Source organism: Neolewinella sp. (genome assembly GCF_965214665.1).
Taxonomy (GTDB): domain Bacteria; phylum Bacteroidota; class Bacteroidia; order Chitinophagales; family Saprospiraceae; genus Neolewinella.
In genome coordinates this window covers 1691469-1716447 of record NZ_OZ243970.1, presented here as the reverse complement: position 1 = coordinate 1716447, position 24979 = coordinate 1691469, and the positions used below count along the sequence as shown (strand labels likewise).

General features: G+C 61.8%; 19 protein-coding genes. 13 read left to right on the top strand and 6 right to left on the bottom strand.

The window, feature by feature from the left end:
• Positions 1–53 precede the first annotated feature (53 nt).
• From ACOOHD_RS07705 to ACOOHD_RS07690, 4 genes are all read left to right on the top strand, one after another.
• Positions 54–1268, top strand: coding sequence for an acyl-CoA dehydrogenase family protein (locus tag ACOOHD_RS07705; RefSeq protein ID WP_420460988.1), 1215 nt, complete (start codon positions 54–56; stop codon positions 1266–1268).
• Positions 1269–1338: 70 nt separating this feature from the next.
• Positions 1339–2079 carry a DUF4956 domain-containing protein gene (locus ACOOHD_RS07700; protein WP_420460987.1) on the top strand — a complete coding sequence of 247 codons (741 nt, stop codon included), beginning with the start codon at positions 1339–1341 and terminating at the stop codon, positions 2077–2079.
• Between the two features lie 5 nt (positions 2080–2084).
• Entirely contained in the window at positions 2085–3095 is a 1011-nt protein-coding gene (locus tag ACOOHD_RS07695) for an HlyD family secretion protein (protein WP_420460986.1), read from the top strand.
• Positions 3092–4282 carry a hypothetical protein gene (locus ACOOHD_RS07690; protein ID WP_420460985.1) on the top strand — a complete coding sequence of 397 codons (1191 nt, stop codon included), beginning with the start codon at positions 3092–3094 and terminating at the stop codon, positions 4280–4282. Before ACOOHD_RS07695 ends, ACOOHD_RS07690 begins: the two co-directional genes overlap by 4 nt.
• 5 nt (positions 4283–4287) lie before the next feature.
• Here the strand turns inward: ACOOHD_RS07690 and ACOOHD_RS07685 are convergent, their stop codons facing one another.
• Entirely contained in the window at positions 4288–5958 is a 1671-nt protein-coding gene (locus ACOOHD_RS07685) for an AMP-binding protein (protein WP_420460984.1), read from the bottom strand.
• 55 nt (positions 5959–6013) lie between these two features.
• On the opposite strand from ACOOHD_RS07685, the gene ACOOHD_RS07680 reads away from it, so the two are divergent.
• The 4 genes from ACOOHD_RS07680 (at position 6014) to ACOOHD_RS07665 (ending at position 11421) form a co-directional block, all read left to right on the top strand.
• Complete coding sequence (locus ACOOHD_RS07680; RefSeq protein WP_420460983.1) at positions 6014–6751, top strand: DUF1963 domain-containing protein; 738 nt, start codon at positions 6014–6016, stop codon at positions 6749–6751.
• Positions 6752–6832: 81 nt separating this feature from the next.
• The gene (locus ACOOHD_RS07675) at positions 6833–7963 is read left to right on the top strand and encodes an ATP-binding protein (protein WP_420460982.1); all 1131 of its coding nucleotides are present in this window, start codon (positions 6833–6835) and stop codon (positions 7961–7963) included.
• Between the two features lie 33 nt (positions 7964–7996).
• Positions 7997–10198, top strand: coding sequence for an AAA family ATPase (locus ACOOHD_RS07670; protein ID WP_420460981.1), 2202 nt, complete (start codon positions 7997–7999; stop codon positions 10196–10198).
• Positions 10195–11421 (top strand): McrC family protein, encoded by a 1227-nt coding sequence (locus ACOOHD_RS07665; RefSeq protein WP_420460980.1) that lies wholly within the window; start codon positions 10195–10197, stop codon positions 11419–11421. The genes ACOOHD_RS07670 and ACOOHD_RS07665 overlap by 4 nt, the downstream gene beginning before the upstream one ends.
• Before the next feature lie 17 nt (positions 11422–11438).
• Here the strand turns inward: ACOOHD_RS07665 and ACOOHD_RS07660 are convergent, their stop codons facing one another.
• On the bottom strand, positions 11439–12638 hold the full coding sequence (locus tag ACOOHD_RS07660; protein WP_420460979.1) for a hypothetical protein: 1200 nt from the start codon (positions 12636–12638) through the stop codon (positions 11439–11441).
• Positions 12639–12740: 102 nt separating this feature from the next.
• Here ACOOHD_RS07660 and ACOOHD_RS07655 point away from each other — a divergent pair, with 102 nt between their 5' ends.
• From ACOOHD_RS07655 to ACOOHD_RS07640, 4 genes are all read left to right on the top strand, one after another.
• On the top strand, positions 12741–15692 hold the full coding sequence (locus ACOOHD_RS07655; RefSeq protein WP_420460978.1) for a DUF1553 domain-containing protein: 2952 nt from the start codon (positions 12741–12743) through the stop codon (positions 15690–15692).
• Between the two features lie 11 nt (positions 15693–15703).
• Positions 15704–17077 carry a DUF1501 domain-containing protein gene (locus ACOOHD_RS07650; protein ID WP_420460977.1) on the top strand — a complete coding sequence of 458 codons (1374 nt, stop codon included), beginning with the start codon at positions 15704–15706 and terminating at the stop codon, positions 17075–17077.
• An 82-nt stretch (positions 17078–17159) separates the two neighbouring features.
• Positions 17160–19694: a M14 family metallopeptidase gene (locus ACOOHD_RS07645; protein ID WP_420460976.1), complete on the top strand. Its 2535-nt coding sequence runs from the start codon at positions 17160–17162 to the stop codon at positions 19692–19694.
• Positions 19691–20893: an RsmB/NOP family class I SAM-dependent RNA methyltransferase gene (locus tag ACOOHD_RS07640; protein WP_420460975.1), complete on the top strand. Its 1203-nt coding sequence runs from the start codon at positions 19691–19693 to the stop codon at positions 20891–20893. Before ACOOHD_RS07645 ends, ACOOHD_RS07640 begins: the two co-directional genes overlap by 4 nt.
• On the opposite strand, the gene ACOOHD_RS07635 is transcribed toward ACOOHD_RS07640, so the two are convergent.
• From ACOOHD_RS07635 to ACOOHD_RS07620, 4 genes are all read right to left on the bottom strand, one after another.
• Entirely contained in the window at positions 20890–22287 is a 1398-nt protein-coding gene (locus ACOOHD_RS07635; RefSeq protein WP_420460974.1) for an adenylate/guanylate cyclase domain-containing protein, read from the bottom strand. The genes ACOOHD_RS07640 and ACOOHD_RS07635 overlap by 4 nt on opposite strands.
• A 48-nt stretch (positions 22288–22335) precedes the next feature.
• Positions 22336–22668, bottom strand: a complete 333-nt coding sequence (locus ACOOHD_RS07630; protein ID WP_420460973.1) for a DUF3140 domain-containing protein — start codon at positions 22666–22668, stop codon at positions 22336–22338.
• An 80-nt stretch (positions 22669–22748) separates the two neighbouring features.
• On the bottom strand, positions 22749–23159 hold the full coding sequence (locus ACOOHD_RS07625; RefSeq protein ID WP_420460972.1) for a DUF1622 domain-containing protein: 411 nt from the start codon (positions 23157–23159) through the stop codon (positions 22749–22751).
• 3 nt (positions 23160–23162) lie between these two features.
• Entirely contained in the window at positions 23163–23933 is a 771-nt protein-coding gene (locus ACOOHD_RS07620) for an SDR family NAD(P)-dependent oxidoreductase (RefSeq protein WP_420460971.1), read from the bottom strand.
• Positions 23934–24005: 72 nt separating this feature from the next.
• Here ACOOHD_RS07620 and ACOOHD_RS07615 point away from each other — a divergent pair, with 72 nt between their 5' ends.
• Positions 24006–24977 (top strand): hypothetical protein, encoded by a 972-nt coding sequence (locus ACOOHD_RS07615; RefSeq protein ID WP_420460970.1) that lies wholly within the window; start codon positions 24006–24008, stop codon positions 24975–24977.
• The last annotated feature ends 2 nt before the right edge of the window (positions 24978–24979 follow it).

The following is a 24979-nucleotide window of genomic DNA, read 5'->3' as shown; positions in this document are numbered from 1 at the left end:
AAGATACGGCTGCCGCTAGATATGCCAGGTCATGTACGTAATTTACCCCACTTATGCACTTCGCCCTCACTGATACCACCCGCGACAACATCCGTCACCTCACAGATTTCATGGAGGCGCAGGTGTACCCCCTGGAGGCGGAGTACCGAACCTTCACCCGGGAGCACCCCTGGCAGATCTTTCCGCCCATGGAGGAGCTAAAGGAGAAAGCCAGAGCCGCAGGGCTATGGAACCTCTTCTTGCCCGAAGACTACGGTGACTTCAGTCCCGGGCTCACCAATCTAGAGTATGCCCCCCTGGCCGAGATCATGGGCCGCTTGCTCTGGGCCAGCGAGGTCTTTAATTGCAACGCCCCCGACACTGGGAATATGGAGGTACTGGCGAAGTACGGTACCCCCGCCCAGCAACAGCAGTGGCTGCTACCGCTGCTGGACGGACACATGCGCTCTGCCTTTCTCATGACCGAGCCGGCCGTGGCCTCCTCCGATGCCACCAACATCACCACGCGCATTGAACGTGATGGTGACGACTATGTCATCAACGGTCACAAATGGTGGAGCACCGGGGCCATGCACCCCGACTGTAAGCTGTACGTCGTGATGGGCAAGACCGATTCGGAGGCCCCGCGGCATCTGCAACAGAGTATGATCCTGGTGCCGGCCGATACCCCCGGTGTGGAGGTTGTGCGTCCTCTTACGGCATTTGGTACGTTGGACAGTCCGCACGGCCACGCTGAGATCAAGCTGACCGACGTGCGGGTACCGGCTGCGAACCTGCTGCTGGGGGAGGGGAGGGGCTTCGAGATCGCGCAGGGTAGACTAGGCCCCGGGCGCATCCACCACTGTATGCGGCTGATTGGCACGGCCCAGCGGTCGCTCGAATTGATGTGCGAGCGGGCGGGGAAGCGCACGGCATTTGGTCGGCCGCTGGCGAAGTTCAGCAGCATCCGGCAGGAAGTAGCCCGCTCGCGCTGCGAGATCGAGCAGGCGCGGCTGCTGACCTTCGCGGCGGCCGATCGCATCGACCGGGAGGGTATCAAGGCGGCTAAGGACCTGGTGGCGATGATTAAGATCGTGTGTCCGGCTATGGCTTGCACGGTGATCGACCGAGCCATTCAGCTGCACGGTGGGCTGGGGGTATCGAGTGACCTACCCCTGGCGGAATATTATGTGTATGCACGCAGTATTCGGCTAGCTGACGGGCCGGACGAGGTGCATATGTACCAATTGGGGCGCAATACCATCGCTGCAAATCAAGCGGCCGTTTAGGCGTTGGACGCTTTAAAAGCGTCCAACGCCTAAGCCTGCTTTATCTTTGGCCCTTCCGCCACCACCCTCCATGCTAGACTTTGACACGCTCACCTACGACCCCAATACGCCGAGTTTTTACCTCATTTTGCTGTCTACGCTGTTCTCTTTTTTCCTCTCCTCACTCATCGCCATTACCTACCAGCTTACTACCAAGACCATCTACCGCCGGGCCCACTTCCTCCAGGCACTGGTGCTCATCAGCATGGTGGCGGCGATGATCATGCAGGCCATCGGGGATAGCGTGGCGCGTGGACTGGGTATTCTGGGCGCACTGAGTATCATCCGCTTTCGGACGGTGCTCGACGACCCCCGCAATATCACCTTCATGTTCGCCTCCCTGGGGGTAGGCATCGCCGCCGGCGTGGTGGGCTTCACGGTGGCCCTGACCGGTACCCTGGTATTTTGTCTGGCCGCCTTCATCCTACGTGCCTCGCCGCTGAGCGATAACAATGAGCTTATCGGGGAGATCCGCCTACAGGTCGCCAAGGAGGACCGTCTGCGTGGCATCGTCGAGGGCACCCTTGACCGCTACTGCCGCGATTACGAACTTGAAAAACTCCGCTACCTCAATCCCAAACGCCTGAAGCGCTATACCGCCCAGGGCGTGCCGGTAGTCGAGGAGATTAGCCGCGAGGACCTGCAGGAGTTCACCTACCTGATCCGGCTGCGCTCGTCGGCCTCGGTCACCGCGCTCACGACCGGGCTGGAGGGTATCGAGGGACTGGAGGACCTGCGCCTCAACTTCCAACAGCGCCAAACCAAACTGTAGCGGCGATGAAACTGAACCTCTTTTACCCCGCCGTGGGCCTGGTCGCCGTAGCCCTGTTCTTCCTCCTCCGTGATCCACCCGGCGATGAGCTGGCCTTCTACGGCTTTGCCGAGAGTAACGAGCTGGAGCTGAACTACAACCAGCCCGGGGCCGTGGTCGAGATCATGGTGCAGCCGGGGCAGGCCGTCGACAGCGGGCAGGCCCTCCTGGTCCTCGACACCCGCCCTAAGCAGCAGGAGCTCGCCGACCAGGCCTACCGTATTGAGGAGGAAACCGCCGAGCGAGCCGATTACCGCGCCCGCCGTGCCCAGGAACTCGCCCGTCTGGAAGTGGAACACGCCAACCGCCTGGCCACCCTCGACGAGCAGATCACCGAACTACAAAAGGAGATTGCCTTCAAAACATCGCTCTCCGAAGAGCTCACGACGGTAGACGTACCCAAAAGCAGCTACCAACCGCTACGCGAAGAACTAGCGCAACTCGAAAACCACCGTGAGCGCACCGTCACCGCCTATGAGATCGAGCGGCAGGCACTGGAAAGTAGCATTACTCTGGGAGACTTACCCGCCCGCCAGCGCATTCGCCGGCTCCAGGCCGAGGCCCGCTTCGACAGCAGCCTGCTTCAGGAGCGCGTCGTCCTGACCGCCCCGGTGGCCGGCTTGGTCGGCAACATCAACTGCCGGGAGGGCGAGTACAAATCAGCCTTTGCCAACCTCATCACCTTCTACGAGCCGCACTCCGAACTGGTCAAGGGCTACGTGCACGAGAACCTGGCCGTGGAGGTGGGCATAGGCGATGTGTTCGAAGTGATTAGTCTACAGGATGAATCGGTGCGCTACCGCGGCGAGGTCACCGGTCTCGGTAGCCGTATCGTGGAGATCCCCGTGCGCCTGCGTAAGTTTCCCGACAACCGTAGCTACGGCCGCGAGGTAGCCGTGCGGATTCCCGCCGACAACCACTTCCTCCAGAAGGAAAAGGTGAGTCTGCGTTTCGTGGCAAAAGCGGCCCGCAAGTGAGTAGGTACTGCTTAGCTTGCTTCCTACTACTCTGCCCCGTACTGCTTGGGGCGCAGACCGTCGACGTCCGCCAGTTCTTTCGGCGTGGCCAGTTGCTGCTACCGACGACTGCCGAAGCTACCTCAGTAGACCGCCGCCCGCGCACCCCCTTCATTGACTCCTATGACCTACGTACCGAGACCGATGAGTACGACTACCAGCGGCAGGAGTACACCATTCGCTTCAACTTCTCTTCCCCCAGCCGGGTGAGGGCGCAGCGGGCGATGTACCAGCAGTTGCTGCTTCAGCCCCCGGAGGACGAGCAGGAGGCTACCTGTGAGCGCATTGAGGACCTCTACCGCGACTGGGTACAACTCTACCTACTTCGGCGCGGGCGTACTACTACCGATTCCTTGCTTCTAGTACTGGCCGATCGCCAGCGCGTAGCCGAGCGGTACGCGACCGCCCTCCGCGGTGATCCCGACGATCAATTTCGCCTCATCACCGACCGCAGTGATCTAGTACTCGCCCGCGGACGGAGCGAGCGCCGCGAAGAACTTTTACGCACCTCTTATCAATTGGGTAGCGATTCCCTGGACTTCACCGGCTTTCCCACCGTATCGGCCATCTCCGACGAATTAGTTGCCGCCAGTACCACTGCCAGTGTCCCGGACCTAAGGACCGCCTACGAGCTTGCCCTAATCGACCGTGAGATCGCCCTAGAGCAGGCCGAGGAACGTCAGTTGCTCGACTTCCTCCAGCTCCGGTACCGGGCCAACCCCCGGCAGGAATTTCGCGAGAAGTTTACCATCGGACTTGCCCTACGCATTCGTGATGGCGGCGACCGCAAACTCAAGCTCCGTCAACTGTACCTAGAAAAGGAGCAACTCGAACGGGAGGGAAGTCTGGGCCGGCAGCTCCGGGAGGTGGAGCAGACGGTAAGCGCCGCTGCCCTGCGTACCGCCCTGGATGCGTACGCTTCTGTAGATACCATTCTACAGCAGGAAGAATTTACCCTACGTAGACTTGCCCGGACGGTAGCTCAGCGTGAGGACGTAGATCCGCGCTTCTTACTCAAGGTCACCGCCCAGCGCCTGGAACGCGAGCTTGACCGTCTGGATGCCCTGGAGCGGGTGCTGGAGACCTACCTGGAGTGGCGGGGTGCCCGGGGGGAGCTCTGTACCTTTTCCGCCGGCGAACTCTTGTAATCTTATTACAGAAACACAACACTTTCCGCCCCCGCAATCCAACCCTCCATCCGGTCCTTATAGGCCGTATGCACCTGCGGCCGTTTGACCTTCAGGGTGGGGGTGAGCATGTTGTTCTCCACGCTAAAGGGCTCGTCGAGCACCACCAGCGTACCCAGCTTTTTGTAGCTCGGTAGCTTGTTGTTGACCTCGGCCAGTTGCGCTTCGAGCCCGGCGCGTACGACCGCCCGGTCCTTGTCCTCCGCCGTTTCCGAAAGTGATACCAGCAGTAGCGGCTGCGGCATGCCCAGGCCCAGTACGCAGAGCTGGTCGATGTCGGTATTGCCGGCAAATTTATCCTCGATCTCACTCGGTACGATGAACTTGGCCTTGGCCGTCTTGAAGGTGTCCTTCACGCGTCCGGTCAACGTCAAAAAGCCGTCGGCGTCGATCTGCCCCTGGTCGCCGGTGTGCAACCAGCCCTCGGCGTCGATGGCCTCGGCCGTTTTCTCGGGCGCGTTGTAGTAGCCCACCATCGTGTAGGGTGCGCGGGTAAGTACCTCGTTGGTCTCCGGATCGAGTCTGCACTCGGTACCCGGCAGCGTCTGTCCTACGGAGCCCGGCCGGTCCTGCTCGGGGTAGATCATGTGGCCCACCGCCCCGTTCTCGGTCATGGCGTAGGCCTCCGCGATGGGGATGCCGATACGGGCAAACCAGTCCTTGGTTTCTTGCGGGATCGGTGCGGCTCCCGTGACGTTCCGGCGCGACTGGTCCAGCCCCAGCCCCTTCCTGATCTTGCGCTTCACGTACCACGATAGCAGCGGAATCTTCAGGAAACGATCGAGCTTCTCCTGCGGCATTTTCTTCAGCACCCCCTGCCGCAGCTTGGTCCAGATACGTGGCACGGCGAAAAAGAAGGTCGGCCGCGCATCCCGCAGGTTATCGGCAAAGCGGTCGATAGATTCGGTGAAGAAGATCTCCCCCCCGTGCGTCAGGCACATCGTCTCGATGGTGCCCCGCTCCGCTACGTGGTTCAGCGGTAGGAAGGAGAAGTAGCGATTGTTGCCATCGTAGTCGTTCGCCAGCGGGTTGCGGTCCCAAAGTTCGGCCATGAGCGCGATCTGGTTCTTCAGGCTCAGCATCACGCCCTTTGGCGTACCCGTCGTACCGCTGGTGAAGATGATTGTCCAGAGCCCGTCCGGGTCCGGCACCGGCTGTCCGGGCATGGGTTCGTACTCCGTCAGGATGTCCTCCCAGGCTTTCCCCCGCTCCACCCGTGAGTTCCCCTCATAGTGTGGAAAGCGGATCACGGGCATCTCCTCCGGCACCCCGCTTTTCATCGACTCCCATACCTCGGTTTTACCCACGAACAGCAAGTCCACGTCGCCCAGCTCCAGTACCTCGGCGATCTGCTCCCCGGTCAGGGTGGCAAAGAAGGGTACGCTCACGTGACCGGCCATCATGATGGCCAGATCGGCGATGATCCACTCGCGGCAGTTCTTCGATACCAGTCCGATGTGGCTACCGGGTTTAAGGTTTTGCGTGTGTAAGTAGGCAGCTACCTTGCGGGCCATCTGGCCGACCTCCCCCCAGGTATAAGTTTCCCACCGCGCGCCGAAGGGTTGGTGCAAGAAGGGCTTGTCGGGCTGCGTGCTTTCCTTCGCGTAGAAGGATTCTAGGGTGGTGAGGCTGTACATGCGGTCAAGGTACGAAAGGGGGGGGCGGGGCCGCAGGTGCAACGTACATTGCGGTATGACGATCCCGCAGCTCAAGGCCGCCATTGCCCGACCCACCGTCCCCTTTGCGACTGGGGGGTTCCGTCCCACTAATGCCGTCGAGGAAAGCTGGATTGGGCGGGTGACGGCCTTCGGTGAGGGTGAAACGGTCCCCACGGATGTAAATGGCAAGCCGATGATACCCCTGGCCCAGTTTTACCTGGCCGATCTGCCGTACCTGCCCCCCGCCCTGAAGGGCGTCACCCTACTGACCTTCTTTCTCTCCATCACCTACAACAATCTGTTACAAACCCGCGGGGAGACGGCCGCCTATCCGCACGATGGAGCCTACTACGTAGTGCGGGAGTACCGCAGCCTACCTACCGTCCACCCCGCTACCTCTCAGCCCGAACCGGTATACATCAAGCCCTTCCCCCTCCGCCCGGAGCCGGTACGCGATGACTACCCCATCTGGGATGGCGGCGGCCTTTCCCCGGAAATGGAACGGGAGATTCTACGCCTGGAGCGGGACGGCACCATTGAAAACTACTACGACATCACCGAGCACGATCACCGCCACAAGGTAGGCGGCTATCCCTCCTTTTGCCAGTCCGGCATCATGGGCTACGGTGCGGGCTTTGGGGAAGGCTTCGAGTTCGTGCTACAGATCAGCTCCGATGCTAAGGCGGGGCTCAACGTCATCGATGGTGGTAGTTTGATGTTTGCCCGGCAGCCGGAGCGGGGAGCTTGGAGTTTGTATTTTGATTTCTACTAAGGGAAATCATACAATCCTGGACTATACTCCACAAATGACCGGTCATTTGTGGAGTATAGTCCAGGATTGTACATTTGTGGTATGCAATTGAATGTAGCACGTACCATTCGGGCCACCATCGAACGTAGGCTTGGTGATCGCAAAGCCATTATCCTACAGGGTGCAAGGCAGGTGGGTAAAACTACACTGATCGAAAAGCTGCTAGGCGAACAACCTGACGTGCTGTGGGTCAACGGCGATGATCCGGCCGCGCGCGTGAGGTGGAACGACATCTCTAGAAGCTTGCTTACCCAACTCGTCGCCGGGTACTCCTACTTGGTTATCGACGAGGCCCAACGGATCGAAAACGTAGGACTTGCCGTCAAAATGTGCATCGATGGCCGGCTACCCGTGAAGGTGCTCCTTTCGGGCAGCTCATCACTCAACCTAGCCTCCTCACTCAACGAACCGCTGACGGGACGCAAGTGGTCGTTCGAATTGTACGCGCTCAGTTGGAGTGAGATCGTAGGGGCTATCCGGCTACCGGCAGCCCTCGACCGGGTGAATGAACTACTAGTGACCGGCTGTTATCCGGAGGTTGTCACTGCTACCGACAGTAAAGAGGAGCGCCTGCGGGAAATTGCTGCTTCCTACCTGTATAAAGATATCCTAGAGTACGGAGATGTAAGAAAGCCAGACCTAATCGTCAAACTGCTACGGGCGCTCGCCTATCAGATCGGCGCTGAGGTCAGTTACCAGGAACTGTCCCTACTATTGGGAGTAGACAACAAGACGGTGCAACGCTACATCAAATTGCTAGAGGACGCCTACGTACTTCTGCGGCTATCGGCCCTGTCCACTAACCCACGTAAAGAAATCTCTACCTCCAAAAAAATTTACTTCCTAGACAACGGTATACGCAACGCCGTAATCGACGACTTCACACCATTCGATGAGCGTGCCGACCGAGGTCCGCTATGGGAAAATTTCATGGTTACCGAGCTCTACAAGCAACACCGTAACCAAGGTAGCCGGGGGCAGTTTTATTTCTGGCGCAGCAGATCCCAGGCCGAAGTCGACCTTGTCATTTCAGCCGGTGGCAAGTACCATGCCTACGAGTTTAAGTACAACCCCCGAAAGAAAGCGACCTTCGCAAAGAGCTTCATCGACCGGTACAAGCCACAAACTATGGAGGTCGTCAACGTGGGAAACTTCTCCGAGTCACTCGTATAGTGCATACCATCATTATCCCTAACCTAATCCCCTGTGACCTACCAGGAATACGAACGCACCGTCTACGACTGGCTCCTGGGACTGCGGCGACGGGACCCCGAATTGCGCTTCAGCACCCGGCAGAAGGCAAGTAAGGGGGCCAGGGAGGATATATTTATCGGCACAGAGAACTCGCGCTACTTCAGCACTACCTTCTGGACAATACCCATCTCGTATCCGGGGAATGCAGGTAGCCTTATCGATTTGGTCTTTAGACAAAAGGCTAGCGAGTTTAGCTACGAGCTCTATATGCGGGCGCCACGGACGGTTGGTGAAGACCCCCAGTTAGCAGCCTGTCTTACACTACTGAAGCAACTCCGGAATGTCGATGATCCATTGCTGGAACGTGCTAAACCACAACGCAGTGGTACGAAGGATGAGATGCTAGTGATCGAAGGCAAGGAGAAATCTTACCGCTCCCCCGACCACCTCCTCGCCGACGCCGAGGAGGACCTGCTAGCCTTCCTCCCCATCGTAGACCGCCTCATCGCAGAGGTCAAACGGGACCACCCCGACTTCGAGGCCCACCGCATCACCGCCGAAGAGTTCAACCGCATGCAGGACCTCGTGGAGCAGCGGCAGACGCTCGGCGATGACGATACCCCGTCCGACCAACTCGCCGAAGACCCGGTACCCTACGGAGTACCCCCCCGACCCACTGACCGCGACCCCGGCACTCCCCTCAACCAGATCTTCTACGGCCCCCCCGGTACCGGTAAAACCTACGAGACGGTCAATGAGGCCGTACGCATTACCAATCCCGCCTTCCCGGTCGGGGAGCGTAGCCGCGGTGAGGTGCGTGACGAATACCGCCGCCTGCTGGCCGAGGGGCGCATCGTCTTTACCACCTTCCACCAGAGCCTGAGCTACGAGGACTTCGTGGAGGGCATCAAGCCCCGCCTCGGCACCGAGGTCGATGAGGCACCTACCGATCTTGGTTTTGCTCTAGTACCCGGCATCTTTAAGGAGCTAGTGCAAACCGTGATGACTGCCAATCAGGCGGCCGCCGCGGCCAGTACGCGGGCCGGACTACGCATCGACAAGCAAATCATTCGCCGGGCGCAGCCCTACAAGATGTCGCTGGGGGATAGTCGGGATCCGAACGACGCCGGTATCTACGACTACTGCATAGCCCATGACTGCATCAGCCTCGGCTACGGCGGGGAAGTCGACTTTACGGGCGTGCACAACGAAAAGGAAATTCTGGCCCGTATCCGACAGCAACGGGAGAAGGGCGAGGCATACAACAGTTACGAGGTCACCGCTGTGCGCACCTTCGCCGTGAGTATGCAGGTGGGCGATCTGGTGTTCGTGCCCGATGGGCTACAGACCATCCGGGCCGTCGGGGTCGTGACCGGCGACTATTACTACAAGCCCGACGCACCCATCCGCTACTCGCAGTTCCGACCGGTGCGCTGGTTATTTAAGGACATCGCCTATCCCATCAAACCGGTATACGGCCGGCAGTTCAGCGTGCAGACTGTCTATGCGATGGATAAGGCTGACCTACGCGCTGGACTGGAGCGCGAGCACGACCACCGCCCTGCCTCCAGCAACTACGTCCTGATTATCGATGAGATCAACCGCGGCAACGTCAGCCGCGTCTTCGGCGAGCTCATCACCCTGCTCGAGCCCGACAAGCGCCTGGGCCGGCTGGAGGAGCTCACCGTCACCCTGCCCTACAGCCGCGACACCTTCGGCATCCCCACCAACCTCTACCTGATCGGCACCATGAACACCGCCGACCGTAGCGTGGAGGCCCTCGACAGTGCCCTGCGCCGCCGCTTTACCTTCCGCGAGATCGCCCCGCAGCCTGAGCTGCTGGCCGACCTGCGGGTCGACGGTATCGCCGTAGAACAGCTGCTGCGCACCCTCAACGGCCGCATCGAGCGCCTGCTCGACAAGGACCACCGCATCGGCCATGCCTACTTTATGGGGCTCGATGGCTCGGTAGTTGTGTTGCGGGCGGTGTTTACCCACCAGGTGGTGCCGTTGCTGGAGGAGTACTTTTTCGGCGACACCCACAAGCTTCGGCTGGTGCTGGGCATGGGCTTCTTCGAGCGACTGGATACCGCTGTCCCCTTTGCCGATGGTACCGCTACGGAATTCGCCGACGACGCGCCCCGCTACCGACTCCTCGAGCTGACGCAACTGACCGACGAGCAGTTCCTGGCTGCCCTTGACGCCCTGCTGTGACCCGCCTGACGGTGTTCGAGCACGACCGAGTACTGCTCCAGCCGGATGGCCCGCTCACCCCCGGGCAACTGGAGGGGCTACAGCGCTTTCACGCTGCCAGTCCGCAGCGCTATTTCGAGCTGTGCTACCGCGGTATCGTTCTCAAATCCTACGTCGGCGTACTGCGCACCGGCCAGCTGCACCTTGAAGTACTGCCCAAAACCGACCGCGACCGTCCGGCCCCCTTCTGGCGCGATCGCCTGCTGGATATGCTGCGGGTGGTCCACGAGCTCCCGGTAGCCGCGCCTACCACATCGCACCTGCGCACCCGCCCCACTGACCTGCTGGACCTGTACTTGGAGCTCTACTCCCGCGAAGTCACCACGCTGTTACAACGCGGACTAGCCCGTCGCTACCTTACCAGGGAGCAAAACGAAACCGCCCTGCGGGGGAAGCTCGTATTCAGTGAGCAACTGCGACATAACCTCGTGCACCGTGAGCGTTTTTACACCGCCCGTAGTGTATATGACCATGCGTTCGTCCACAATCAACTACTCCGCCAGGGTTTGATAGTTGCTGAAGAACTGGCCGTTAACACGGTGATAGCTAATGATCTACGTACGTTGAGGCAGCGTTTTCCAGAGCTGCCTACCGTGGCGGTGACCGAGGCAACGTTCGCTGGCTTGCGTACTACCCGTCAGACCCGTCCGTATGCCGCGGCGCTCACCATCGCCCGCCTACTCCTGCTGCATTACCATCCCGACGTAGCCGGTGGGCGCGACCACGTACTCGCCCTGCTCTTCGACATGAATGAGCTCTGGGAACGCTTTCTGGCCGTGGCGCTGCGGCGGTACCTGTGCGGGTATGAGGTCGAGGTCCAGCCCAGTCGGACCTACTGGAAATCAGCGGGGGGCAGTGCGCAGCTACGTCCCGACATCGTGTTGCGCGGTGCTAGGGAGACCTTCGTGCTGGACGCGAAGTGGAAGGTGCTTTCCGGCGCGCAGCCCAGCGCACAGGACCTACGGCAGCTGTACGTGTACGGTAGCCAGTTCGGTGCCCGGCGGACGGCGCTGCTACTTCCCGGGGCGCGTGCGCAGGTGCGGGGAGGTTTTGGGGAAAGAGATGCGGGTGGTAGCGTCAGGGAAGGTAGTCTGCTTTACGTGCCGGTAGGGGGGACGGGGGAAGCGTGGTTACGCGACATCGCGCGGCAAGTGAATAGCTGGCTTTCGGACCGGGTAGACTAGATCGGGTTAAGACCGACTCACTCGTCAAGCTCCCCCATCCAAATAAGTTCCGGCCGCAGTTCCATCCGGTCAATGCCCTCCACCCGGTACAGTACTTCAAAGCGCTCGGGTAGGGTGCCGAACTCAGTCTCCAGGGCGGCGGTCAGCTCCGCCAGGAGGGTAGGTTGGGTGATCGTTTTGACCATCTGCGCGCTGGCCGTATCCCAGAGCCCGCCCGCCACTACGATTACGGTGCCGTTCGGTCCGCGGGTCTTGCGGATCAGGCCGTAATCGGTATGCCGGCGGTCGGGGTCTCCGCTGGTGGTGAAGGTGCGCCGGCTACCATCGGCCTGCGTCAGCGTCAGGGTATCCGGACCGCTGAGTTGCAGCCGGGCCCGGGGAAAGTAGGTGCGAAACAGCCCGTGGGTCTTCAGCATGCCCGTTACGATTAGGTCGTGGCCCGCCAGCTCGCGCGGGTTGAAGCGTGACATGGTCGCGATCTCGAAGTCGCTACCGTAGGCCGTAAATAGCTCGGTTAAGTACTTCACGTCCAGGGTACTATTGCGCATTACCAGGCCATAGGAGAGTAGGCGGTAGCGTGACCCGGCGTCACCTTCCGTAGATCGGTACCGGTCGAACTCCTCGCGCGAGTTTACCCCTCCGTTACGCAGCGTGATGCTTTCCGCGGCCAGGGTGTCTTCGTACATCAGCAGGTCACCGATCAGCAGTTGCTTGGGCCGTGGGCTTTCGAATATTTCGACCCAGAAGGGCGGCGGTGCGGGCGGCGTGTGACTAGCCCTGCCGTACCACCAGGCGGTAAGTACCGCACCAAGCACGAGCGTTACTAGCAGGACCGGGTAGACCGATCTACGGCGGCGGGCAGTATCCGGCATTGGAGCGGGTGGGGGCGTTTCCGGGGGCGGGGCCGCGGGTGCTGTCACCCCCTCGTAGGTAATCGCATAGGACCCCTTCGGAATACGTAGTCGGATCGTCTCTGCCGCACCCTCCCGGGCGTAGTAGGCGGCTAGCTTTTTGCGCAGTTTGTAGATGTGTACCCGTACTAGGCTGCTCTGGCTGCTATCGAAGTCGTGCTTGCCGAGGATGTCGGCCGCGATGGTGACCTCCTTCGGCGGGTCACCACTCTCCGAACAGGCCACCAGATACCGTAACAAATTGGCATAGGTGACCGAACGGCCAAAGGACTTGCTGGCAATGATGCGGTCGACTACTGCAGTCATGGTGGGCTAAAGTACGGCACCGTTAACGGTTAACGAAACGGTTTAGCAAGCTAGTAAAACCGCCACTCTCACCGTATATTAGTTGCGTAATCATCCCGGATCATGTACCTAAGGTTTATTCTCGGCTGCTGTCTCGTGCTGCTCGCCCGCTGTGCTCAGGAGTTGCCCTCTGAGGTAGCCGACGCCTACGTGGCCCTGCCGGAGGAGATGGACTATAATTTTGACGTCAAGCCGGTACTTTCCGATAAATGCTTCGCCTGTCACGGGCCGGACGCCGGGACGCGCAAGGGGAATCTACGGCTGGATCTGGCGAGTGACCATCCCGGGCTTACCGACGAAGAGCGTAGCACCCGCGCCCGCGCCCTGGAGGGTGAACTACGGCACCGCCTGCTGAGTGACGAGCCGGAGGTCATGATGCCACCACCGGAGAGTCAGCTCACGCTCACGGATGAGGAACGCGCCGCGCTCATAAAGTGGGCCGACACTGGTGGCGAATACCGCGATCACTGGGCCTTCCGGCCACCCGAGCCGGTGCAGGTACCCCCGCTGGGTGAGTGGGGGCGTAACCCGATCGACGCCTTCGTCTACGAGCGGCTGCAACGGGAGGGCCTACAGCCGAGTGCACCGGCCAGCGCGGCCACCTTACTGCGACGGGCCACTCTGAGCCTGACCGGCCTGCCCCCGACGGCGGACGAGCTAACCGGCTTTACGGTCAACGATTACGATGATCTGATCGACACGCTACTGGCCCGCCCCGCCTACGGGGAGCGCATGGCCGCCCACTGGATGGACGTGGCCCGCTACGCCGACTCAGACGGCTACCTGGACGATAAGCACCGCCGGCTGTGGCCCTACCGCGACTGGGTGATCCGGGCGTTCAACGAGAACCTACCGTATGACGACTTCATCACCCAGCAGCTCGCCGGCGATCTACTGCCGGAGGCGAGCAAAGAGACGACGCTTGCCACTACGTTTAATCGACTACACAAGCGCAACTCCGAAGCGGGTATCGTTTTCGAGGAGGCCCGGGTAGAGTACGTGGCCGACCGCACCCTGACGCTGGGTAAAGCCTTTCTGGGACTGAGCATCGAGTGCGCGCAGTGCCACGACCACAAGTACGATCCGGTGAGCCAGCGCGACTATTATAGCACCTTTGCCATGTTCAACAGTACGGCGGAGCTGGGTACGGCAGTATACGGACCGGACCAGACGCCGGGCCCGGCCCTGCTGCTGAGCGATGCGCGGCAGGATTCCATCATCGACTACATCAAGGGGCTCATTGCAGACCAGGAGGCCAAACTATCTGCCTACAACCCACAGGCGGTACCGGACGCGGCCCGTGCCCCCGGCGGGGTCTATGCTTCCTTCGACCGCTTCGGGGGTCAGGGTAAGCACCGGACTACCGATCTGGCGGGGGCGACCGATCGAACCCTAACCGTTGAGGAGCCCCGGGTGGGTCCGGGCAGGCGGGGTAAGGCCCTGTACCTGAATGAGTTCACCCACCTGGCTTTTCCGGATAAGGTAGGGTGGCGCGACCGGCACCAGCCTTGGTCGATCGCCGTAGCGCTGCGCCCCGATACCGTATACGAAGACGTCGGCGTACTCTACCACAACGAGGAGCTGCGGCTGGGCCTGAAGGGGTACTCCCTGCACCTCGTGGGCAACCGGCTACGGGTCATCATGGCCCATAGCTACCCCAACAACGCCATTCAGATTACCACCACGGCCCCGCTGCCGGCCCGGGAATGGACGGACGTGCTGGTCACCTACGACGGAAGCAGCCGGGCGGAAGGGTTTCACCTATTCCTGGACGGAAAGCCCGCCGCCGTGACGGTAGAGTACGACAACCTGTACAAGGGGATCCTGTACGAGTATGACGTTCATACCTACGGATTTCAGGGGCTGGAGATCGGCACGAAGGCGAAATCAAAACTGGCCCTGGGACTGGGTATCGACGAGCTGCGTGTATTTGCCCGTGACCTGAGCCGGGCCGATGGGCCGCCCGAGAACACGACCCTTACCGCCCTGCGCGGCCGGCTCAACGACACGCTCAATGCGATCCCCGAGATTATGGTCATGGGTGACCTACCCGAGCCCCGGCCCACTTACGTGCTCGATCGCGGCATGTACGATGCGCCGACCGTGCCCGTGGAGGCCGGGGTACCGGAGGCCGTCTACCCCTGGCGCGATGAGTGGCCGCGCAACCGGCTGGGGCTGGCCCGGTGGGTGACCGCACCCGACCATCCACTCACCGCCCGCGTGTTCGTCAACCGCGTCTGGGCCCTACACTTCGGCCGGGGGCTGGTGGAGACCACGGAGGACTTTGGGAACCAGGGCAGTCTGCCGTCGCACCCGGCGCTACTGGACTGGCTGGCGCGGTGGTTCGTGGATTCGGGCTGGGACGTAAAGGCATTGCACCGCCTTATTCTCACCTCGCAGACCTATCGCCAACAATCTGCTGCCGACGGGGCATTACGGGAGCGTGACCCCAGCAACGATCTGCTCGCCCGGGGGCCCAGCTTCCGCCTCTCGGCCGAGATGATCCGCGACAATGCCCTGGCCGCCAGCGGGCTGCTGGACCGGCGGGTTGGTGGGCCGAGCGTGTATCCCTACCAGCCGGCGGGGCTGTGGAATGAGTTATCGGACAAAGACTGGCGCTACCAGTACCCGGAGCTCACGCCCGAGAACCGCTACCGGCGTAGTCTGTATACCTACCGCAAGCGCTCGGCCATTCACCCCGCTCAACTCATCTTCGATGCACCGGACAATTCCGTTTGCAGCGTGCGCCGACCGCGCAGTAATACCCCGCTCCAGGCCCTGGTGCTACTCAACGACCCCCAGTACAGTGAGGCGGCCAGTGCCTTGGCTACAGCACTTTCCGACGGCCGCCGCACGCCCACCGAGCAACTACGCGAGGGCTTCCTGCGCCTGACCGGACAGCCACCCGCGGAGGCAGAGCTTGCGTTGTTACTCGACTACTACGGTACGGAGGGCAATCTAGCCGCTACGCTACATGCCATCATGAACACCAGTGATTTTTACACCCTACGTTAATTCCCTACCCTATGCTCAGTCGGCGCAGTTTCTTACGGGATACCTCCTACGGTCTGGGGGCCATGGCGCTTTCCGGTCTCCTGGCGAGTGCGCCGCCGCCGACCGCTAAGGCCAGGCGGGTAATCTACCTCTTCATGAGCGGGGCACCCTCGCAGCTGGAGTCGTTCGACTATAAGCCGGAGCTAGCCAAGTGGCACGGCAAGGAGATACCCCCCAGCATAAAATCCACCCAGCGCAACTCCGGCATGGTCACCGACCAGAGCAGCTTTCCACTCGTGCAACCGGCCTTTGACTTTAAGCAGCACGGTGAGAGCGGGGCCTGGGTCAGTGAGCTCTTTCCCTATACGGCTGCCGTAGTCGATGAGCTGTGCATCATCAATTCCCTGTACACCGAGGCGATCAACCATACGCCGGCGGTGAGTTTCATCCAGACGGGCTCTCAGCAGCCGGGACGGCCCGGCATCGGGGCGTGGCTTAGCTACGGCCTGGGCTCGGAAAACGAGAACCTACCGGCCTTCGTGGTACTCAATAGCCTGGGCAAGGGAGGGCAGCCGCTCTCGCCGGCGGCCTGGGGCTGTGGCTTTCTACCCAGTCAGCACCAGGGCGTGCAACTCCGGGGCGGGGCCGATCCGGTACTCTACCTCAATAATCCGGAGGGGGTATCGACCACGGAGCGCCGTGGGCAGCTCGATCTGATCCGCGAGCTCAACGAGCAGCAGGACGACCGCTGGAACGACCCCGAAATCCAGGCGCGCATCGCCCAGTACGAGATGGCCTTCCGAATGCAAACCTCAGTGCCCGAGGCGCTGGACCTGGACGAGGAGCCCGACTACATCTATGACCTTTACGGTCCGGACGCCCGTACCCCCGGCACCTTCGCCTTCAACTGCCTACGGGCCCGGCGACTGGCCGAACGGGATGTGCGCTTCATCCAGCTCTACCACACCGGATGGGATCACCACGGTGCCCTCTACGGGGGGATGCAGGATCAGGCCCGCATGACCGATCAGCCGGCCGCTGCCCTCATCACCGACCTGAAGCAGCGTGGGCTGCTAGAGGATACGCTCGTCATTTGGGGGGGGGAGTTCGGCCGCACCAGTTTTTGTCAGGGCCGGCTGACCGAGCGGGGCTTCGGGCGCGATCACCACCCGGGCTGCTTCAGTATGTGGCTGGCCGGGGCGGGGGTGAAGGCCGGTACGGTGTACGGAACTACCGATGCCTTTGGGTACAACGTGGCTAGTAACGGGGTGCACGTGCATGATTTCCAGGCTACGCTGCTGCACCTGCTGGGTATCGACCACGAGGCACTGGTGTACAAGCACCAGGGGCGGCGGTACCGGCTGACGGACGTGCACGGGGAGGTGGTGCGGGGGGTGCTGGCGTGAGATAGCGCAGTCGTAGAGCTTACATTAGGGGGCCCATCCCCTGCTGACGCAGTACTTTGCGGCAACTAACTATCCCACTGCCTTGCGTACGTTCATCTTGCTTTCTCTCGTCTTGCTTTGCACCTGCGTCCGCGCCCAGAGTGCTAATACGGAGGCCGACCGCTCGCTGACCTACTACCTGCCCGACCTGGAGTACGACCCCAGCATCCCCACGCCGGAGAGTTTCCTGGGTTGGCAGATCGGGGACTGGCACATCTCGCACGACCTGCAGCAGGCCTACATGCGGCTGCTGGCGGCGAGTAGCAACCGGATCGAACTGGTGGAGATCGGCCGGACCTACGAGGACCGCCCGCTGCTCAACCTGATCTTTACCAGCCCGGAGAATCACGCGCGGTTGGAGGAGCTGCGCACCCTGCACGTGAACTGGAACGAGCCCGACGGGGGGCTCAGCGAGGCAGATATCGACCGAGTGCCCGCCGTGCTCTACCAGGGCTTCTCGATCCACGGCAACGAGCCGAGTGGTGGGAATGCCGCTCCGCTAGTAGCCTACTACCTGGCCGCCGCACCGCTGAGTGAGGTGGGGGAGGTGCTGGAAAAGAACATTGTAGTCTTCGATCCGGCCTACAACCCCGACGGGCTGAACCGCTTCGCCAGCTGGGTAAATAGCCATAAGAATAAGGCGCTGACAGCCGACCCCAACGACCGGGAGTACAACGAGGCCTACCCCCGCGGGCGGTCAAACCACTACTGGTTCGACCTGAACCGCGACTGGCTACCCGTGCAGCACCCCGAGAGCCGGGCCCGCATTGCCGCTTTCCACCGCTGGAAACCGAACGTGCTGACCGACCACCACGAGATGGGCAAGGACGCTACCTTCTTCTTTATGCCCGGGGAGCCGACGCGGGTGCACCCCGGTACGCCGCAGATCAATCAGGACCTGACCGCCCGCATCGGGACCTACCACGCCGCCGCGCTCGACGAGATCGGCTCGCTCTACTACAGTGGGGAGGGCTACGACGATTTCTACTACGGGAAGGGCTCGACCTACCCCGACATCCACGGGGCGGTGGGCATCCTGTTCGAGCAGGCCAGCTCGCGGGGGCACCTGCAGGAGACGGAGAACGGACTGCTGGAATTCCCCTTTACCATCCGCAATCAGGTCACTACGGCGCTGAGTACGCTGGAGGCCTTCGGGGAGCTGCGGGATGAACTGCTGACCTACCAACGCGACTTTAATCTGGGCGGGGTGACCCAGTCGGGCTACGTCATTGATGCCGACGGCGACCCGGGGCGGGCCCGGGAACTGGCCAACATCCTTTCACGCCACGACCTGCCGGTGCAGCACAGTACGGACGGCGAGCGCGAAGCCTACTACGTACCCAAAACGCCCTTTACCGAAGCGGCCTTCGAGCCCATCCTGGAATTCGAGGATAGCCTCTTCTACGACGTGTCGACCTTTTCCCTGCCCATGGCCTTCAACCTGCCGTACCGGGAGGTGAGTGGCGGGGCTCCGGGAGGACAGACCTGGTCAGCCTTTGACCGCGGGGCAAGCATGCCGGCTGTAGACCACACGCAGGCAGCGTATGCCTACCTGCTCCCGTCAAACGATTATTATGCCGTGAAGGCAGTGTACCAGCTCCTCGACGCTGGGGTACGGGTAAAGGTCAGCGACCAACCCTTTGCGACTGGTGGAGGCCACAACACCTTCGGGCGCGGCACGGCCATGATCCCGGTAGTGGGGCAGGATATGTCGGCCGATGAACTGCACGCCCTGATTACGGAGGTTGAAAACGAGACCGGTCTGGACTTCATCCCCGCCGCCAGCGGTACGGTTGATGCCGGCGGCCTTATGTTCGGCTCCCGCGCCGCCTACCAGACCCTGCGCAAGCCCGAGATCGCCCTACTGGTAGCAGGGGGCACGAACAGCCTCGACGCCGGTGAGGCCTGGCACCTACTGGACCAGCGCTTCGGCATCCCGATCACCAAACTGCCCATCGACGAGGTGGCCGAGACCGACCTGAGCCGCTACAATACCATCATCATGCCGGACGGCAGCTACGGCGACCTCCACGAAGATGTTGCCACCGCCCTGAAGGACTGGATGGGCAGCGACCGGGTCCTCATAACCATGGAGCGCGCCGGCAGCTGGGCGGCTAAGAACGGACTGGCCAAGATCACCACCCGCAAGGTCACCGACCCGGACTCCAGCATCACCCAGCGCCCCTACGAAATGGCCTACCGCGACCGGAGCGGCCGGGTACTAGGGGGCTCGATCTACATGGCGGAGGGTGACCTGACGCACCCCCTGCTGTTCGGCATGCAGCGCGAGGAGATACCAGTCTTCCGCACCGGCACCCTGCTCTACGAACCGGCCGAGAACGTCTACGCCACGCCGCTGCGGTATACCGACGCGCCCCTGGTGAGTGGGTACAGTCCCCGTGAGTTTGCGGAGTCGGCGGCCGGTTCGGCGGCGGTGCTCGTCAGCGGCGTAAACGGTGGGCGCACCATCGCCTTTGCCAGTAACCCCAACTTTCGGGGCTTCTGGTACGGCGGCAATCGACTGTTTATGAATGCGATCATGTTTGGGTCTACCATCTCCGGCGCTGCGGTAGAATGAGTAGATTCTACGCCGCCCAGATCGAGGCCATCGCCGAGGCCCTGCAAAACATCTTCGAAAACGGGGCCTACGCCGACCGCGAGATCGCCCGTGTGCTCAAGGCCGATAAGCGCCGCGGTAGCCGCGACCGCGCCTTCATCGCCGAGCATACCTACGGGGTGGTGCGCTACTACCGCCTGTATGCCCATCTGGCCGGCGGCGAGCCGCGGCAAAAGTCCGACTACTGGCGCTTGATCGGCGTACACTTGCTGCTGAACGGCTTCGTCCTGCCGGACTGGCGGGAATTTCAGGGGCTGAATATGAGCGACCTACAGGATCAGCTCGCCCTGGCTCGTACGCAGCGGGCCCTGCGCGAAAGCATCCCCGATTGGCTGGATGAGCTGGGGGAGGAGCAGCTCGGCGCGGAGTGGACGTCCACCATTGCCGCCCTCAACCAGCAGGCTCCGGTGGTTCTGCGGGTGAATCGGCTGAAGGCAGATAAAGCCACCGTGCAGCAGGCGCTTGCCACCGAGGACATCCTCACCGAACCCCTCGACGCCGACGCCCTGCTAGTCACCGAGCGCAGGAACCTGTTTCGCACCCGGGCCTTTCGTGACGGGCTCTTCGAGCTACAGGACCTCAGTAGCCAGCGGGCCGCCCCCGCCCTGGAGGTGGAACCCGGACAACTGGTCATCGACGCCTGCGCTGGGGCTGGCGGCAAGAGTCTTCACCTAGCCGCCCTGATGGAGAATAAAGGTCGGCTACTAAGTCTTGATATTCACGGCTGGAAGCTCGACGAGCTCAAGCGCCGGGCCCGCCGCGCCGGGGTCACGAACCTGGAGGCCCGCGCCATTACCAATTCTAAGGTCGTCAAGCGGCTCACGGGAAAGGCCGACCGCGTCCTCCTTGACGTGCCCTGCTCCGGCCTTGGCGTGCTGCGCCGTAACCCCGATGCGAAGTGGAAGCTCTATCCCGAAGCCATCGACCGGGTCGTAGCAGAACAGACTGACATCCTAAGCCGCTACAGCCGCATGGTTAGACCGGGCGGGAAATTGGTGTACGCCACCTGCAGCGTGCTACCCCGCGAGAACGAACGACAGGTCCAAGCCTTCCTGGCCTCTGAGCACGGGCAGGGCTGGACCCTAGAGCACAGCCATAGCTACCTGCCACAGCGCGATGGCTACGACGGCTTCTACGTCAGCCGGTTGGGTCGAGCCTAGACCAGTTGCTTTTCGTGCACCCGGTAGCGGTCCATTACGCCGATATTTTTGGCCTCGAAGGTGCCGATGTGTTCACAGAAGAAGTGCTCACCAAGCAGGTTGCAGGTGGCCTGGCTGATGGTCACCTCCCCGGGGGCACCGGCGGCCTCTAGCCGGGCAGCCTGGTTGACGGTATCGCCCCAGATGTCATAGGCGAACTTCTTTTGCCCCACCACGCCGGCTACTACCTCCCCGCTGTGAATACCGATCCGGGCGGTAAACTCGCCCTCCCGCTCCAGGTAACGCTGAATCTCGAGGGCCGCGCGCACCGTCTTTACCGCGTGGTCGGGGTCGGGTTCCGGTACGCCGCACACGCACATGTAGGCATCGCCGATGGTCTTGATCTTCTCCAGTCCGTGCCGCTCGGTGATCTCGTCGAATGCCCGGAAGGTATCGTCCAGCATCCGCACCAGCTCCTCGGGTTCCGTCCGAGCAGCGATCTCACTAAAGGCCACGAAATCGGAGAAGAATACCGTGGCCCCGGCAAAGCGCCGCGCGCGGGCCTTCCCGCTATCCTTAAGCTCTTTGGCAACGGAGTGGGGTAATATGTTCAGAAGTAGATCATTAGACCGTTTTTGCTCCTCCTGAATGCGACGGTTCTTTTCCCGCAGTAACGCCTGAAATCGCTGCGACGAACGGTACCGCAGATAGAGTAGCGCCAGCGCGACGAGTACGCCGAGGGCGAGCACGATGAAGAAATTGCGCCGCTGCCGCTCTTCCTGCGTCAGAGCCCGCTGCTCTTCCAGTAGCATATCCTGTTGCATCAGCGCAAAACTATCATTGAGCGCCTGGAAGCGGAAACTATCGATCGACATATCCTGCTGCTGGATGCGGAGCAACTGCCGCAGCTGGGTATCGGTGAGGGCCTCGATCTCCTGGTTCTGTAAAGCGACGATGGCTCCGAGCGCCGTCTGGTCGAGCGCCTCCTCGTTTTGTCGTCGTGGTCGGCCGAAGCTGCGCAGCGTGGGCAGTTCGGAGACTACCCCCAGGGAGTCCGCACCGGCGATTTGCCGTAGGCGCGCGGCCACTGAATCTGCCGCAGCCGTCAGTCCCACCTCACTGAAGCCCGCCGAGGCAATCCGGAGGGCGCGCACGCCGGCAATCCGTTGATTGGCCGTAGAGGAGGGGTTTTCCAGCAGGGCCCGGCCGCGCAGGTAATTACCGTAGGCTTCTACTTTAGGCAATTGTTGTTGCTGGCCCTCCTGGATCAGGGCCTCGCTCTGCGCACCTGCCGTAGCATACTTACCCTGTTGGAGCATGCGCTCGATGGCCGCAATCTGGCCGTCGTACCGGGTTTGGGCGGGGAGCGCAGGTGCAAGCACCACGAACAGGAAAAGGTACGCGAGTCGATACATTAGCTAAGGTACGTTGGCGAGTTCCCCCTTAGTCTACCCGCGGACCAACTATTTGGTGGGGTCGTGGCCCCAGTTCTTGAGGCTATAGGCCCAGTCGCTGCCCTCCACCTCCTTGGGGCGTTGGGCCAGGTGGCGGTGCACGTAGCCCACTACCTTATTCATGTGTTTGTAGTCCTCGTCGGTCAGGTCAGCCTTATTCTTGCCCTTGATCTCGATGATCTTTTTGCCACTCTTGTGCCCGGTGCTCTCCTTATCGCTGCCGCTGGTATCGCCGACGGACTTAGACTCCTGCGTCTCAAGCCAGTCTTCCAGCTCCTGCGGGGCCATATTGACGACTTCCTTAAACTCGTCGTAGATCTTTTCGTGTGACTTATCTGCCATGGGGGATAGGATTTTATTGCATCAACGCGGGGAGCACCCGGTGGTGTTCGACCCACGCCGTACCCGCGGCCCCGCCCCCTTTACTCATCGGCCGCCTCGTCCATGCGATCTTCGAAGGTGTTGCGGTCGCCGGTTTTGATGGCCTCTACCTCGGCGTCGATTTCTTTTTCTAGGAAGTAATTGAGGACGGTACGGATGGTGGCGATGGCGGCGAGTTTACCGATCTGGTCCCAGCCCGGGGCAATGGCTGTGCTGATGATATCGGCCGCTAACTGAAACTCCAGGGCCACGATGAGGTAGCGGGCCAGGGTGAGGCGTAGGGCGATAAAGTCCTGCTCTGTACGGGTAAAGATGCGGCGGGCGTAGAGCCAGAGCGAAATCATCACGCCCCAGGCGATGACCAGCACGCCACAGAGCTCCACGGCCAGTTTAACCCACTCGGCGAAGTGGTAGATGTAATCCTCACTGACCTCATATAGGCTCTGTTCCATACGCTAGTGTAGGTAGCTGGCTCCGTTCAGATCGAGGACACCGCCGGTAGTGAAGCGGGCCTCGGGGCTGGCGAGGTAAAGTACGGCGCGGGCCACCTCCTCCACGGTAGCTACGCGGTTGAGGGGGCTCTGGGCGCGGACCGCCTCGCCAGCCGCTCCCTGGAGGTGCGACCGGACCATGGCCGTTTCGATGAAGCCGGGGGCCACGGCGTGTACGGTGATGTTGTCGGTGCCGACCTCGCGGGCCAGGCTCTGACTGAGGCTGTGCAGACCGGCCTTGGCCGCCCCGTAGCCGACCTGCCCGGCCTCGCCGCGGTAGGCCCCCCGGCTGCCGATGTTGACGATGGTGCCGCCCCCCCGGCTACGGCGCATGTGTTGGATGGCCTGAAAGGCGGCGGCGGCCGGTCCGACGAGATTGGTATTAAGGGTCTCCTGAAAGGTAGCGAGCCACTCCTCGAAGGGCATGCTGCCGTCGACGGGGTGGGGGCGGAAGATACCGGCGTTGTTGACTAGGATATCCAGCCGCCCGAGCTTGGTGACGGCCCCGTCGACGAGGCGGCGGGCGGCACGCGGATCGCTCAGATCGGCCTGTAGCAGAGCATGACCCGCGCCGGGTAGGGAAGCGAGCAGCTGCTTAGCTTCTTCCTGGCGCTGGTGGTAGTGCACGCAGACGCGGGCACCGGCCTGGGCGAGTAGGGTAGCGGTGGCCCGACCCACGCCCCGGCTACTGCCGGTGACCAGGGCGGTGCGGCCGGAGAAGTCGACTGTTATCATAATGCAAATGTAGGGGCGGCGGTCATACTTTCCGGGGCGGCGGGGCGTATTAGCAGCAGCACTTCCCCGACTATGCACTACCGTACCGCAGTAGTTTTCGTTTTGTTCCTCAGCCAGCTGAGCATCCCGCTGTGGGGGCAATCGGCCGGCGAGCTGGCGAAAAAAGACCGGCAGGTCCTGGAGGAGGCCGAAGGTCGTATGGCGGCCTTGGTGGAAACGGTCTACACCGATAGCTCGGCCGAGCTCCGCTTCCAGGCCTGTCGCGATCTGATCCGTGAGCTGGTCACCGCGCTCGACCGGCCGAACTCCTTTGCCTATAGCTTTGACGCGCTACCGGGAATGAGTATTCAGTATGCCCCCGACCGGAGCTTTCGCATCTTTAGCTGGGAGCTGATGGTTGACCGCGACGGTTACCGGCACTACGGGGCCATTCAGAAAAACAGCAAGGAGCTTGAGCTGGAGCCGCTCGTGGATCGGGGGGATACCTGGCTGGAAAATCCGGAAAATGCGATTGTCGGCGCCGACAACTGGTTGGGCTACGTGGTCTACACCATTGTGGAGGGCGGTACCTACGAAGACCGTCCCTACTACTTCGTGCTCGGCTACGACAGCTACGAGGCCTACCGACGCCGCAAGGTACTGGACGTACTACGTTTCGACGCCGGCGGCCAGGCGGTGTTCGGGTTGCCGGTCTTCGAGACCTATACGGAGTCCGACCTACTGCTGGCCGATCGCGTGCGTATGATCATGATCTACGGCGCGGAGGCTACCATGGCCCTGCGGTACGATGCCGATCTCGGCGGCGTGGTTTACGAGAATCTAGTGCTGGTGCCGGGCAGTTACGGAGAGGGGCCGGTCAGCATGCCCGACGGCAGTTACAATATGCTGGTACTGGGCGAAAACGGCGTGTGGCGCGAGGAGACGCAGGTCTTCACCCACAAATACGAGGAAGCCCCCCGCGAGGTGCCTTTACCAAGCGAGGGGCGTGATTTACTGGGCCGGGCTAAGCGGGACAGCAGCGGGGGCGGGGGCGGGTGGCGGTAGGG